General features: G+C 59.5%; 12 protein-coding genes and 1 pseudogene. 8 read left to right on the top strand and 5 right to left on the bottom strand.

Features of this window, described 5'->3' with window-relative positions:
- Positions 1–157 precede the first annotated feature (157 nt).
- Positions 158–1,186: an MDR family NADP-dependent oxidoreductase gene (locus BMX61_RS07225; protein WP_075626047.1), complete on the top strand. Its 1,029-nt coding sequence runs from the start codon at positions 158–160 to the stop codon at positions 1,184–1,186.
- Between the two features lie 85 nt (positions 1,187–1,271).
- Here BMX61_RS07225 and BMX61_RS07220 read toward each other — a convergent pair whose 3' ends face one another.
- The 4 genes from BMX61_RS07220 to BMX61_RS07205 all read right to left on the bottom strand — a co-directional run bounded on the left by BMX61_RS07220 (position 1,272) and on the right by BMX61_RS07205 (position 5,955).
- The gene (locus BMX61_RS07220; protein WP_075626048.1) at positions 1,272–2,255 is read right to left on the bottom strand and encodes an ABC transporter permease; all 984 of its coding nucleotides are present in this window, start codon (positions 2,253–2,255) and stop codon (positions 1,272–1,274) included.
- 11 nt (positions 2,256–2,266) lie between these two features.
- On the bottom strand, positions 2,267–3,268 hold the full coding sequence (locus BMX61_RS07215) for an ABC transporter permease (RefSeq protein ID WP_075626049.1): 1,002 nt from the start codon (positions 3,266–3,268) through the stop codon (positions 2,267–2,269).
- Position 3,269: 1 nt separating this feature from the next.
- Positions 3,270–4,763, bottom strand: a complete 1,494-nt coding sequence (locus BMX61_RS07210; RefSeq protein WP_075626050.1) for a sugar ABC transporter ATP-binding protein — start codon at positions 4,761–4,763, stop codon at positions 3,270–3,272.
- A 211-nt stretch (positions 4,764–4,974) separates the two neighbouring features.
- Positions 4,975–5,955, bottom strand: a complete 981-nt coding sequence (locus BMX61_RS07205) for an ABC transporter substrate-binding protein (protein ID WP_075626051.1) — start codon at positions 5,953–5,955, stop codon at positions 4,975–4,977.
- Between the two features lie 156 nt (positions 5,956–6,111).
- On the opposite strand from BMX61_RS07205, the gene BMX61_RS07200 reads away from it, so the two are divergent.
- Entirely contained in the window at positions 6,112–7,236 is a 1,125-nt protein-coding gene (locus tag BMX61_RS07200) for a LacI family DNA-binding transcriptional regulator (RefSeq protein ID WP_234794625.1), read from the top strand.
- Positions 7,237–7,267: 31 nt separating this feature from the next.
- On the opposite strand, the gene BMX61_RS07195 is transcribed toward BMX61_RS07200, so the two are convergent.
- On the bottom strand, positions 7,268–8,104 hold the full coding sequence (locus BMX61_RS07195; protein ID WP_075626052.1) for a phytanoyl-CoA dioxygenase family protein: 837 nt from the start codon (positions 8,102–8,104) through the stop codon (positions 7,268–7,270).
- Positions 8,105–8,202: 98 nt separating this feature from the next.
- On the opposite strand from BMX61_RS07195, the gene BMX61_RS07190 reads away from it, so the two are divergent.
- The 6 genes and pseudogenes from BMX61_RS07190 (at position 8,203) to BMX61_RS07170 (ending at position 14,266) form a co-directional block, all read left to right on the top strand.
- The gene (locus tag BMX61_RS07190) at positions 8,203–9,279 is read left to right on the top strand and encodes a LacI family DNA-binding transcriptional regulator (protein WP_075626053.1); all 1,077 of its coding nucleotides are present in this window, start codon (positions 8,203–8,205) and stop codon (positions 9,277–9,279) included.
- Between the two features lie 141 nt (positions 9,280–9,420).
- A protein-coding gene (locus tag BMX61_RS07185; protein WP_092742425.1) for an IS5 family transposase occupies positions 9,421–10,163 on the top strand; the annotation gives its coding sequence in 2 pieces (ribosomal slippage) (positions 9,421–9,757 and positions 9,757–10,163; 744 coding nt in all).
- Positions 10,164–10,402: 239 nt separating this feature from the next.
- Positions 10,403–11,506 carry an FAD-dependent oxidoreductase gene (locus tag BMX61_RS07180; RefSeq protein ID WP_075626054.1) on the top strand — a complete coding sequence of 368 codons (1,104 nt, stop codon included), beginning with the start codon at positions 10,403–10,405 and terminating at the stop codon, positions 11,504–11,506.
- Positions 11,503–12,270, top strand: coding sequence for an NAD-dependent epimerase/dehydratase family protein (locus BMX61_RS24270; RefSeq protein ID WP_075626055.1), 768 nt, complete (start codon positions 11,503–11,505; stop codon positions 12,268–12,270). Before BMX61_RS07180 ends, BMX61_RS24270 begins: the two co-directional genes overlap by 4 nt.
- Before the next feature lie 44 nt (positions 12,271–12,314).
- Positions 12,315–13,082, top strand: a complete 768-nt coding sequence (locus BMX61_RS07175; protein WP_170854909.1) for a sugar phosphate isomerase/epimerase family protein — start codon at positions 12,315–12,317, stop codon at positions 13,080–13,082.
- 60 nt (positions 13,083–13,142) lie between these two features.
- Positions 13,143–14,266, top strand: a pseudogene (locus BMX61_RS07170) (IS630 family transposase).
- Positions 14,267–14,462: the final 196 nt, after the last annotated feature.

Raw genomic sequence — 14,462 nt, 5'->3', positions numbered from 1 at the left:
TGTCGTTGCGCCTCTCCAAGAAGTTCCGCTGTGGCCCATGGCGCACGCCGGCATCACGCTGTGCGAAATGACCCTTTAACCGCATGCCGCCCCAAGTCGCGCGCACCTCATGCCCGCGGTCGCCTGGACGCATGCTTGCCCGAAGAAAGTAGACGAGATGACACATCACCAGGCCACGCATCGGGAAGTCAGGCTGGCTTCGCATCCGGGACCGATCTTCCTGCCGGAAAATCTTGAGATCGTTGAGATGGCTCTGCCGAGCCCCGGCCCCGGCGAACTCCTTCTGCGCAATCGCTGGTTCCGCGTGTCGATCTCCACGCGGCTGATGGCCAGCCCGGACGCGCAGGCCGTCGAGGGCATTCCCATTCCGACATTGAAGCCGGGCGATACGCTGGCGGACGGGGCGATCGGCGAGGTCGTCTCCTGCCCGCCCGACAGCCCGTTCCATCCAGGCGATTTCGTTCTGCATCCGCTCGGTTGGCGCGATTATGCCGTGGTCAGTGCCGGATCCTGCACCGCTCTGCCACCCAGGCGGATGGATCCCGCCGCCTTGCTCGGCCATGGCTGGACTGCTTATGCCGCGCTGACCCGTGGCGTGGAGGTTCGACCGGGCGACACGGTCTTCGTGTCCAGTGGCGCCGGGGCGATTGGTTCGATGGCGGGGCAGATCGGGCGCAAACTCGGCGCCTCCAAGGTGATCGGAAGCACCAGCACGCAAGACAAGGCAGCGTGGATGAAAGCCGAACTCGGTTATGACGCCGTCGTACTGCGCGGTCAGGGGCCGATCGCCAGTCAGCTTTCTCAGGTCGCGCCTGACGGCATCGACGTCTTCGTCGATATGGTCGGTGGGGAACAACTTGAGGCGGCTTTTGCGCGGGCGCGGGACGGTGCGCGTTTCGTGCTGCTCGGCGCGCTTACCGCGGAATTAAACGACAGCCACTCCAGCATTGTCGCTCCGGCCAAAATCGACTCGTTCCAGATGATCCTGAAAGACATCAGAATGCGCGGCTACAGCGCCGACCGGGATGGGGCGGCCGCTTTCGATGACTGGATCACATGGCTGTGGGAGCGCGGCTCTAACCTTCATTTCGCCAGCACGGTTTTCAAGGGCATCGAGAACGCGCCGAAAGCCCTGCATGAAGCCTGCAGCGGAAAATTGAAGGGTGTGGTTCTCGTGGAATTGTAGAGGCAGCTGGAAGCCCCGGCGCTTTCGGCTGTTGGGGCTTTCTCCGCCGAGTGGCTTAACGCCAGCCCGTCCGATCAGATGACGGTCAACTCGCCTCTCGAGGCGAGCGTGCGGAGATGCGCGCCTGGAGGATGACCACGACCAAGAGGAACAGACCACGGATGACCGATTGCCAATAGGCCGAAAGCGAGATCCAGCCGAGGCCATTTTCGAAGTTCAGCACGTTGAAGACCATGCCGAGCAGCAGCACGCCCGCCAGCGTCGCGCCGACCGATCCGGCCCCACCGGTCAGAAGCGTTCCGCCGACGACCACGGAGGCGATGGCGAAGAGTTCCCAGCCGACGCCTTCCGTCGGCTGCCCCGCGCCGAACTGGGCGGCAAGAATCGTCCCGGCGAGTCCCGCCAGGAGACCCGAGGCTGCATAGACGAAAAAGACGATGCGCCTGACCTTCAGGCCCATCAGCAGCGCCGTTGCCTCGCCATCGCCCACGGCCAGCACATGGCGTCCGGCCGGCAGGCGTTCGAGAAACACCCAGCCGATGACAAAGGCGAACAGCGCGATCCAGGCCGGAATGGGAAAGCCGAGAAGGTCTTCCTGGCCGATCATGGTGAAGGCGGTGTCGTAGGAGACGGAAACAGACTGGTTGTCGGCAAGAAGAAGCGCCAGGCCATAAGACGCCAGCATCGCCGCCAAGGTGGCGATGAAGGGCTGAATGCGCATGCCGGTGATCATGAAGCCATTGAGCAGACCGAAAGCGAGCCCTGCGGCCATGCCCGCCGCCATGCCCGCCGCCCAGCCATATGGCGAGGCAAAGGCCGAGACGACGCTTGCCAGCGCGGCCACGCCGCCGACCGAAAGATCGATGCCGCCGGTGATGATAACGAAGCACATGCCAAGCGCGATCAACGCGAACATGGAATTATAGCGCAGGCAGCTCAATATGTTGAAGGGCGAGATGAAATTGTCATACCGTAGCGCGCCGAAAAGGATCAGCGCCGCCAGAGCGAGCAGCACACCGAGACGTGCGAGGTCGCCGGCGGATTTTGGACGGAGGAGTGCGGAAAACATGGCTCAAGCCCCTAGCTGCGGTCCGCCCGCTGTTGAACATAGACCGCCAGCACGATCAGCCCGGCCTTGACGACAAGCGCAGCGGCGTCGGGCACGCCATTGGCCAGCAGCGTGTAGCGGACCAGCTGGATGACGAGCGCGCCGAGCAGCGTCCCGATGATGTTGGCGCGCCCGCCTGACAACAGCGATCCACCGACGGCAACGGCGGCGATGGCATCCAGCTCCATGCCGAGCCCGACGAGATTGGCGTCGCTCGCCGAATTGCGCGCCACCACGACCAGGCCCGCGAGACCAGCCAGCGCGCCGGAGATGACGTAGACGAGGATCTTGATGCGCCGGACAGGAATGCCGGCAAGCCGGGCGGCCTTCTCGTTACCGCCGACTGCCAGAACCTGGCGGCCGAACATGGTATAGCGCATGACCGCAAAGGCGGCGGCAGCCACCACGAGCATCAGCGCGACCTGCGCCGGAATGCCGGCAATCTGTCCCATGGCGATGAACTGGAAGCCAGGATTCTTGAAGACCTGCAAATTGCCGTTGGTGATGACCTGCGCGATGCCGCGCCCGGCAATGAACAGCACCAGGGTGGCGACGATCGGCTGGATGGCGTAGCGCGTCACCAGCATGCCGTTGAACCAGCCGAAGGCCATGGTCACCAGGATCGGCAGCACGAAGGCAAGCGCGACCGCCAGAACCGGGTCGGCAATCGGAACAAGAGTGTCGAGAAAGATCATGGGCGCGACGGCACCCGAAATCGCCATCAGCGAGCCGACCGAGAGATCGATGCCGCCGGTGGCAATCACCAGCGTCATGCCCGTCGCCACGATGACGATTGCTGCCACCTGGGTCAGGTTGACGTTGACCGTCTGCCAGGACAGGAAGTTCGGCGTCATCGCCAGATTGAAGAGGATGAGCAGAAGCAGCGCCAGCATCGTGCCATAGCGGCTGGCGAGCTGCAGGGACGAAAGCTTGCGCACGGTCGGCGCGGCGGAGGATGTGTCGGTGATCGTCATGTCAGTCCACCTGATGCGCCATGGCTGCAAGCAGCGCTTTCTCGGACATGGCCTGTCTTGGCAGCACTGCGACGGAGGCCCCATCGCTGAGAACCGTGATCCTGTCCGCCGCGGCGAGGAGTTCCTCAAGCTCGGAAGAGATCATCAGGACGCTCAGCCCTTCATCGGCTAGCGACCGTAGAAGTTTGAGAATTTCGGATTTCGCGCCGATATCGATGCCACGTGTCGGCTCATCGACGATCAGCACCTTGGGGTCGGTGCATAGCCAGCGGGCCAGAAGCACCTTCTGCTGATTGCCCCCGGAAAGCTCCTTGATCGGCTGGTCGGCCGAGGCGCATTTGATCCGCAGCGCTTTGATGAAGCGCTGCACGATCTCGTCTTCGCGCGCGCGGTCGACGATGCCGGCCCGCCTGAGTTTCGGCAGCAGCGCCAGCGTCATGTTCTCCCGGATGCTCATGTCCGGCACGATGCCATCGACCTTCCGGTCCTCGGATACGAGACCGATGCCATCGGCGATCGCCTCGGCCGGCTCATCGTATGTGCGCCCTGCCCCGGACATCCGCATGGTGCCGCGCTCCAGCCTGTCCATGCCAAAGATGATCCGCGCCGTTTCGCTTCGCCCCGAGCCCAAAAGACCGGCAAGGCCGGAGATTTCGCCCTCCCGCACGGTCAGATCGACATTGCGCACCCTGAGGCCCGAGCCCGCCCCTTGCAACTCCAGCCGCAGCGGTCGTTCGGCCTGTTGATCGGCGCTTTTTCCCAGTGCTTCGAACGCGGCAAGCTCACGGCCGAGCATATGACGGACAAGCTCCATCTTCGGCATGTCGCCCATCGCGCCGACCGCGACCGTCTGGCCATCGCGCATGATCGTCACCCGGTTGCACAGCGCGTAAAGTTCGTCCAGCCGGTGGCCGATGAAGATCACCCCGACGCCGCTGCGCTTCAACGTGCGGATCGTTTCGAACAAGACAGCGACCTCACGCTCGTCGAGAGAGGAGGTCGGCTCATCCATGATCAGAAGCTTGGCCTGCTGCGTGACGGAGCGGGCAATGGCCACCATCTGCCGCGTGGCCGCATTGAAATGCGCCACCGGCCTGGTCACGTCGATGTCGAGCTTGAAGTCCTGGAGCACCTGGCGCGCGCCTTCGCGCATCCCGCGATGATCGAGAAAGCCGAACCGTCTCGGTTCGCGACCGAGATAAATGTTCTCGGCAACCGATCGCTGGGCGGCGAGGTTGATCTCCTGATAGATCGTCGCGATGCCGGCTTTCTGGCTTTCCGCCGGCGAGGAGAAGGAAACATCGCGTCCCGCAAAGGAAATTTGGCCCTCGTCCAGCCGGTAAGCGCCAGTGAGGATCTTGATCAGCGTCGATTTTCCTGCGCCGTTCTGGCCGACCAGCGCCATGATCTCGCCATCGGCCATCTCGAGCGATGCGCCGCGAAGGGCGGCAACGCCGGCAAAGGATTTCGAGAGGTTTTGGATGGACAACAGCATGTGGCTCCTTCTTGAGCGCCACGCGATCCGACGGTATCGGACCGGCGCTCTCAAGCGCGTGTAATCGAAGCAGCCTCGGGTGAACCCGGGCCGAGGACGAGGCACCTTATGCGTCTTGTCCTGCGCGACTGGCTGACGACCTCGTTCCAGCCAGGCTAGAGAAATCCATGCCCGGCGCAAATTCTTGGCGCCGGGCATGCACGGGCTGCACTCAATAGGCGTTCGGAAGCTCCGCCTTGGCGTTTGTGCTGTCATAGAACTTGTCGTCGTTGATCACCCAGGGCTCGATCTTCTCGCCCTTGGCATAGCGCGCCATGGTCTCGAAGGCCTTGGGTCCGAAGCGCGGATTGCATTCGACGACAGCAGCGATCTTGCCTTCGGCAACCAGGCCGACCGCTTCCTTGCCGCCATCGATCGACAGGACCATGATGTCCTTGCCCGGCACCTTGCCGGCGGCTTCGATCGCCGAGATCGCGCCAATGGCCATCTCGTCGTTGTGCGCATAGATGATATCGGCGTCGGGATGTGCCTGCAGCAGCGCTTCGGCAACCTGGCGACCCTTGTCACGGGCGAAATCGCCCGACTGCGATGCGACGATCTGGAAGTTTCCGGCCGCCTTGATCGCCTCGTCGAAACCCTTCTTGCGGTCGTTGGCCGGCGAAGAGCCGGTGGTGCCCTCGAGTTCGATGATCTTGGACTTGCCATTGGCATTCTTGGCGAGCCATTCGGCCATGCGCTGGCCTTCCTTGACGAAGTCCGAGCCGATGAAGGTCAGGTAATCCTGGCCGGGCTTGGCCAGTTTCGGATCGACACTGCGGTCGAGCAGGATGACCGGGATACCGGCTTTCTTGGCGGCCATGACGGCGGGGATCAGCGGCTTTTCTTCGCGCGGAGCGAGGAAGATCACGTCGACGCCCTGGGCGATCATCGAATTGACGTCGGCCACCTGCTTGGCGGCTGAGCCGGCCGCATCGGTATAGACCAGCTGGTAGCCGAGCTTTGCCGCCTCGGCCTTCATGCTGTCGGTCTGGGCGATGCGCCAGGGATTGTTGGACTCGGTCTGCGCGAAGCCGACCTTGTAGGTCTGCTTCTGCTTCAGCGCCGGAACCTCGGCGGCAGCGGTGCCAGCCAACGACAGCGCGCCAAGCGCGCTTGCCGCCAGAATGAATGTGCGACGTGAGAATACGGGCATCTCGGTTTCTCCTCCCAGAGTGGTCCGACCTCCTCAGATCGGCCATGAGCGATAGGCGCTTCACATCAGCCAATTTGTTGCTAATGATATTAACAGTCAAGCTGAAAATTATTAGCATGCTGATCGGGAAAGACGCATCGCAGCGGGAGGACGCCGATGGAGACTGTCAAAGACGGCGATCTGGGACGCCGGCGCCGCGGCCGCCCGACGCGGCCGACCATGACCGATGTGGCGCGCATCGCGGGCGTCTCGCAATCCAGCGTCTCCTTGGTTCTCAATGAGATGACCGGGGCACGCATCTCCTCGGAAACCCAGATGAAGGTTCGCGAGGCTGCTCATAAAATCGGCTATCAATTGCCTGGCACACGCCATGATCCCATGCCGGTGGCGGAGACCCGCAAGACGACCATCGCCTTCATCGTCGATGAAATCTCGACCAGCCCGCATCCCGTCATCAGTCTGGATGGGGCGCGCGACCACGCTTTTGGACAGGGTTTTCTCGTATCCACCTACGCAACACGGTCGAATCACGATCTGGAAGACGCGATCCTGCGCGCCATCGCCTCAGATCCCGCGATCATCGGCGTCATCTATGCCACTATTTTTACCCGACGCGTCACGGTGCCGGAGATCCTGCACGGCATCCCAACGGTGCTGCTCAACTGCGTCGGCGAGGCGCGGCAGGTGCCCGCGATCGTGCCGGGTGAGGTTGCCGGCGGCTTCGCTGCGACCGCCCACTTGACCGGGCTCGGACACCGGCGGATCGGCTTTATCAATGGCGAGCCGTGGATGGACGCGGCCATGGACCGCCTGAAGGGCTACAAGCAGGCGCTGGCCACCGCCGATATCGCCTTCGACCCCGCCTTGTTGCGCAATGGCGATTGGCTGCCACTACGCGGCTACGAGGCAGCGCTCGATCTCCTTTCGCTGCCCGATCCGCCAAGCGCCCTTCTCTGCGGCAACGACCTGATGGCCATCGGCGCCTTGGAGGCAGCGACGGAACGCGGCTTTCGCGTCCCGCACGACCTGTCGATCATGGGCTATGACGATCAGGAGCTGGCGCGCTACACCCACCCGCCTCTGACGACGATCGTGCTGCCGAACTACGAAATGGGATCGAAGGCCGCCGAACTTCTCATCGACATGGCGGTGCATGGAAAGACCATCCGGCCGATGACGATCAAGGTGGACGGGCCTGTCGTGGTCCGCAGCACCACCGCCTCACCCCGTTCCGCACAACGCAGAAATGCCGCCGGAGAGAGCAAACTCGCCGGCGGCTGACTCCTGTCAGTCGTGCATGAACATGGTGCGATCAGGTGGGATCGGCGCCCATGACCAGGCCTTCGATATCGTGCTTCTGCGTGATCGGCACGAGCTCGTCGACAACGCGGCAGACGAGATGCTTGCGGGCGATCTCCGGCAGGGCGTCGTACCAATCTTTCGTCACCATCATGTCATGCAGCTCTGCATGGCCTGCGCCCGGCGCATCGACGCCCAGCACCATGACGGGACGCGCAATCGGCGACAGATGCTCCGTTCCTCGGTGAACAGTCAGCGCCGAACGGCAGGAAATGTCGCCCCGCTTGGGGAATTTCCGCGTTGCCCGCTCCTGGAACCGGCCCCAGAGCGCCTTGTCCGGAAACATCTCGTGCTTCCATTCCCGGCCGTCATCATATTGCGTGCCGGGCGCGACCTCAAAGGGACCCATATCCTCGGTCACATCGACGCCGGTCAGGTTGAAGGCGAGCGATGTGATTTTGCGGTCCTGGTATGTGTCAACCGGTGAGGGAAAATCGCGGTGCCAGGGCTGATATTTCGCGCCTTGGAAGGGCACGTCCAGACCGATCTCGACAATCTGATAATCCGGTCCCAGCAGGTTGGTGCAGACATCGACAAGCCAGGGATGCGTGACGAGATCGACGAAGCCCCTGAAGTTCTGGGGATGGATCTCGACATACCAACGGCGCGGTCCTCGGCCGACAGCCCCACCGGGCCGCTGGATGGCCGACCAGAAGGCCGTCATCATGTCCTCGCGCATCTCGTCGGCCCATTCGGGGCTGAACGCACCCTTGAGACCGATGATGCCGTCTTCCGCCAGCGTCTTGAGATGAGCCGCGATGTCGTAATCGAATTTTGCGTGCTGTGTCATCGTGTGTCCTCCTCGACGTACACAACCTACCGCGACTAATAATTATTAGTCAATGGAAGATCCCGCTCTTTTCGGTTAGGGACATTGAGGACCTTCGAATGGACGAGAATGTGAGCAGCCTGAAACCTTCCAAGCGCGTCACGATGATGGACGTGGCCAAGGCCGCCGGTTGTTCACAGGCGACGGTCTCCGTGGTGCTGAACAACACCACCGAGATCAAGATTTCCGCCGAGCTGCGGGCACGGGTCGTGGAAGCCGCGCGTGCGCTTGGCTATGGCGAAAAGAGCCTCTTCCGGCGGGCAGCGCTTGAGGAACTGCGCGGCGGATGTATCGGCTTCATCGTCGATCAGCTGGCAACCACGCCGGAAGCGGTGAACGCCATCGAAGGCGCGCGCCAGGAATCCTGGGAAGCGGATGTCACCATCCTCGTGGCGCAGACGCAGGGACGCGCCGAGCATGAGCGCCGCGCCGTGGAGCGCCTGCTGCGCGCGGGCGCGCAAGGCATCGTCTATATGTCGATCTTCACCCGCCGCGTTGCGCTCGACCCGATCTTCGAGCGCCTACCCGTGCCCCTCGTTCTGCTCAACTGCTACACCACGGACGGACGCTTCCCGGCCGTGGTTCCGGACGAAATCAATGGCGGCCGGCTGGCCACGACGACGCTGATCGAGAAGGGACATCGCCGGATCGGCATCATCGCCGGCGAAAGCTTCATGGAGGCGGCGCAGGATCGGCTGATCGGCTATCGAAAAGCGCTGCGTAAGGCCGGCATCGCTTATGACGACGATCTCGTCGCCCAGGGAAGCTGGACGCCGACCTCGGGATTTGAGGCCACGCAGCAATTGCTCGCCCTTACCGACAGACCGACGGCGATCTTCTGCCAGAACGACAAGATGGCCTGGGGATGCATGACCGCTCTGCGGGAAGCAGGCCTGAGTGTGCCCGGGGATATCTCCGTCATCGGCTATGACGACGACGAACTGGCCCGCCACCTTCGCCCGCAACTGACAACGCTGGACCTTCCCCACCGCGCCATGGGCGCCTGGGCCATCCGCCAGCTGGACCGACACCCTCCCGGCCAGCCGCCAGTAAAAGCGCAGGCGAATACGTCAGAAGCGCCGCACAAGGTGGCCTGCACGTTGATAACGCGCGAGTCGGTCTCGACATTTATATAATAGAGTGTGTACCGGCGTACCGCTGCTGCAAACTCAGGGAAGCGGGACGAGGCATCTGTCCTTGTCCGTAACACACGGCTTCGCTGATGCCAGACATCCTTAGAGCATCTAACAAAATTGGGTTTTGTGCGTTGATGCTGCATGAGCAAACCTCTTGTATCTGACGAATTATGGGAAGCGATAGCGGCTCTTTTACCGCCGCCTGCACCACGCCGATCGAAAGCCGGGCGTCCTCGCTGCGATGATCGCAAAGCCTTGGCCGGGATCGTCTTCGTGCTGCGTTCGGGCATTCCCTGGGAGATGCTGCCATCGGAGATTGGCTGTTCAGGCATGACCTGCTGGCGGCGTCTGCGTGACTGGCAGGCAGCCGGCGTCTGGGCCAAGCTGCACCGGGCTCTTCTGGAACGTCTGGCCGATGCCGATCGGCTCGATTGGAGCCGTGCCTCGCTCGACAGCGCAAGCGTCGCAGCTAAAAAGGGGGATCCGCGACCGGTCCGAACCCGACGGATCGCGGCAAACCGGGCACGAAGCGCCACCTTGTGGTCGACCGGAACGGCACGCCGCTCGGCCTGACCCTGAGCGGCGCCAACCGAAACGACAGCATGATGCTGGCCGCAACGCTGGATGCCATACCCGGTATTCGCAGCGGACGGGGAAGACCACGCAAGCGACCCGCCAAGCTCCATGCCGACAAGGCCTACGACCATCGCCGCTGCCGCTTTGAATGCCGCGCCCGGTCCGTGGTGCCCCGCATCGCACGGCGCGGCATCGAAACAAGCCAAAAGCTCGGACGCCATCGGTGGGTGGTCGAGCGTACCTTCGCTTGGCTCAACCAGTTCCGACGCCTCGCCATTCGATACGAACGGCGCAGCGATATCCATTAGGCCTTTTTCACACTCGGATGCGCGCTCATCTGCCTCAGACGATTTTGTTAGGCGCTCTAAGACCTCGCCACGACGCGATAAGGCTCATTTGTATGATTCTCCTTATATAAGCCTTAGACTTCGATATGAGATCTGAGGCAGCTTGCCGTCCAAAACTCGGTTAGATATAAATCGCGGCTTACCAACGCCGAAATCAGTCGGCGATATTACAACGCCGGCGTGGGCGGCAGGAGCATGATTTGAGCTTTAAAGTGGCGGTTATCGGAGCCGGCTGGTACGGGTGCCACATCGCATCCTCCTTGGCGAGCCTTGGTTTTGATGTTCGAATTTTCGAGAGCGAAAGACGAACCCTGCATTGTGCGTCAGGCAACAACCAGTTCAGATTGCACATGGGGTTCCACTACGCGCGCCATCATGGGACACGGCAGCAATCTCGAGATGGTTTCCTGCGCTTTATTGAGCGTTATCCTGACCTGTCCCACCCAATCGAAAAAAATATTTACGCGATCCCCGTGGCCGATAGCCTGATCGACTTTCCAACCTACAAGCTCATCATGGCATCTTCAGGTATCGATTTTGTCGAGACGACGGATTTCGACCAATGGCTAAAAAATGTATCTGGCGCAGTTTTAACCCAAGAGCGGGTTCTGATGATAAAGCAGGCAAGAGAGCATTTTGAAAAGCGTCTTAAGGGAATTCTGCATTTGAATGCTACGGTTAGGTCGATCGAAGCTTTCGACAGCCATGTCAGAGTAGAGGGTGAAAAATACGACTATGTTATCGATGCGACATGGGGACATTTTTCAGGCATCCCGCGTGACATTTATTATGAACCCACCATGCTGCTTTATTACGAAGCGCAGTATGCGCATCCGGCGATAACGATGGTGGATGGTCCACTTTGTTCGGTTTATCCTACGGAAGACCCATCGATTTTTACGCTCTCCAGCGTAGAGCACACGCCATTGGGCACTTACATATCATCAGCCGCAGCTTGGGAGAAACTAAATTCTGTTGGGAGTGATCTCGTTGAGCTGAAGCGCAACGCAATGGAAAATCAGATCACTCGGTATGTGCCAAATTTCAAGGAATGTTTCAAATTCCGCGGTGTTCAGCTTTCGATCAAAACAAAGCCGGTCGGCAAGGATGATGATCGCAGTTGCGCGGTCTATCGTGACAAACGGACATTCAGCGTTATGTCAGGAAAAATAGATACAATCTTTTATGCAACCGAAAGAATCCTGTCGCTGCTCGAAGAAAACAATTCTTCTGCGCCTCTAACTCGGAATTTTGCAATTCAAAACGATATTCTGCAACTCGACCTGCCGGTGAAGTTTAAATGACCACAAGCGCTTTAATTGGATACACCGGTTTCGTCGGCTCGACGCTGCTGCAAACGGATAACTACGATGCGCTGTATAACTCATCAAACATCACGAAAATCCGAGGCCGTCAGTTTTCGTCAGTCGTATGTGCGGGCGTCTCGGCTGTAAAATGGCTTGCCAACAAAGAGCCGGAAGCCGACCGTCAGGCTATTGACTCGCTCAAACAAAACATTCGGGAAATATCCACTGACCATTTCATCCTGATATCGACGATCGACGTTTATTCAAATCCTGTTGGCGTCACCGAAGAAGACTCGCCTGATCTTTCCCAGGCGCAACCTTATGGACGGCATCGGCGTGAATTAGAACTATGGGCCGAGGCACAATTTCCGAAGACAACGATCATCCGGCTTCCAGGCCTTTTCGGCCATGGCCTGAAGAAAAATCTAATATACGACCTCCTAAAGGGCTCTGGGACGGAAAATATTTCGCCGAATGGAGTACTTCAGTGGTATCCTATGCATCGATTTTCGAAAGATTTGGCTAAAGTAGCGGCAAGTCAGTATAGGCTCGTCAATATCTCGCCTGAACCGATACCGACCAAAGACATTCATTCCTCATTTTTTGAGCGAAGCACGATTGGCGCCAACTCGCTTCCGGGGCCGCGATATGACATGCAAACTCGCTATCCGGAGCTTTTAGACGGCACTGACCGCTATCATATTACAAGACAGCAGGTTCTTGCCGATCTCGCCAAATTTACAGCGGAACCACGTTTGTGAAAATTAGCTTTTCAAACTTGGCGTTCGCGCAAGACTCGAGTGACTTGGCCTTCGAGCATCTTGCCAAACTAGGCGTCAGTGGCCTTGAGATAGCACCTGGTCGAATAGCGCCTTGGGATCAGCAGACCGATATCGTTCAGAGAAATTTTCGGCGACATGTGGAGTCATTCGGCCTGACCGTTTCCTCCTTACAGGCAATTTTTTTCGGCGTCGACAATATAAACTTACTTGAAGATACCCAGTCTTTTAAACGGATGAGCGAACATATGCACAAGGTTGGAGGACTTGCGCAAGAAATCGGCGCATCGGTGGCAGTATTTGGTGCTCCACGTCAACGTAGTAAAGGCACGCTTACAGATGATGAAGCTTTTCGTATAGGTTCCGAGCGTTTCGCCGAACTTGCGGAAACGGCTCGACAATATGATATGATTATTGGTCTTGAGCCTGTGCCACCCTATTACAACGGCGACTTTCTGACGACGTGGCAGTCTGTGTTACAAATGGTGCGGTTTACCCGGCATGACAATCTCAAGGTCCATCTTGATACGAGTTGCGTGATGCTTGGGGGAGGCGATATTGCCGAAGCTGTCGTCACATGTGCAGCGGAGCTGGCGCATTTCCACGCCGCTGAGCCGGACCTGAAGGATTTTCAGAATCCGGAGGCTGATCATAAGAGCGCATTTAAAGCACTTCAACAGATCGGATACGACAAATGGGTTGCAGTGGAGATGCTCGATTCAAAGGCAGCAGGAACCGATCCATTAGGGACAGCAGCTAAATATGTGATGAACATCTATTGCCCCGAAATATAATACCAAAGCTCGATGAACTCGACTCACGGGATTACGTTTTAGGGCAAATCATGATTCAACATGGCGGAAGGAGATTTCGCCATGGGGACAGCGCTGGATATTCGCCGTGACTACACGGCAGACGATTTGCGACGGTTGGCGCGGGAGTGCCGGGATGCGGATTGGTCCCGCCGATTGCTTGCATTGTCGGTCATTTACGATGGCGGTTAACGCAGTCAGGCAGCCTCGATGGGCGGGGTTGGTCTGCAGATCATTCGGGACTGGGTCGAACGTTTCAATCGGGACGGCCAGACGGTCTGCACACTGGAAAGGCCAAGGACCGTGCGCCGCTGCTGAACGACCAACAACGCAAGGCGCTTGTCACGGCGGTCGAGAAAGGCCCGGTTCCCTATCTCGACGGGGTGGTGCGCTGGAGGCTCGTCGATCTGGTGCAATGGCTCTGGGAGGAGCATCGCATCTCAGTCAGTCGTCAGACGCTTGGGCGCGAGTTGAACGCTATGGGCTATCGCAAGCTCACCGCCCGCCCCAAACATCATGCGCAGGACCCTCAAGTCATTGTTGAATTTAAAAAAACTTCCCTGCCGCAGTAGCGCAGATTGCCGCCGGGGCGGCACAGGGGAAACGCATAGAAATCTGGTTCGAGGACGAGGCCCGGATCGGGCAGAGTGAGGAGGAAGAGCAAATGATCCAGTGAATCATTTGCCCGACGAACGAAGATCACGCGCCGCTGGGCCAAGCGCGGAACGCGACCTTCGGCACCGCATGATCAACGTACAACGTCGGCCTACATCTTCGGCGCAATCTGCCCGAAGCTCGGCAAGGCTGCGGCGCTGATCATGCCTTGGTGCGATACTTATGCCATGACCCGGCATCTGGCCGAAATCTCTCGCCATGTTGCCGACGATGCACACGCCATCCTCATCGTGGATCAAGCAGGCTGGCATATGTCCAATAATCTCGTCGTCCCCGTAAACATCACCATCCTGCCGTTGCCGCCGAAATCGCCCGAATTGAACCCGGTTGAAAATCTCTGGCAGTTCATGCGTGAGAACTGGCTCTCCAACCGGGTCTTCAAATCCTACGACGACATCGTCGCTCATTGCTGCGATGCCTGGCGAAAACTCGAGAACCAGCCCTGGCGCATCAGGTCAATCGGTTACCGAAAATGGGCGCATGAGTTCTAAAGCGTGTCGCTGTAAACCTGATTCATGGTTCCAGTTTGTCTTGCTCTGTGTTTCACTTTGCCCATGGAAGGAGATGCACCATGGGCAAGCCGCATCCGATCGAGTTGCGTGAGCGTGTCGTTGCGTTTGTGAATGAAGGGCATAGCAACCGTGAAGCCGCTCGGCATTTCCGGGTTTCGCCTCGGTTCGTCAACAA

The organism is Xaviernesmea oryzae (assembly GCF_900109605.1).
Lineage (GTDB): Bacteria > Pseudomonadota > Alphaproteobacteria > Rhizobiales > Rhizobiaceae > Xaviernesmea > Xaviernesmea oryzae.
This window is presented reverse-complemented; position numbering and strand designations above follow the sequence as displayed.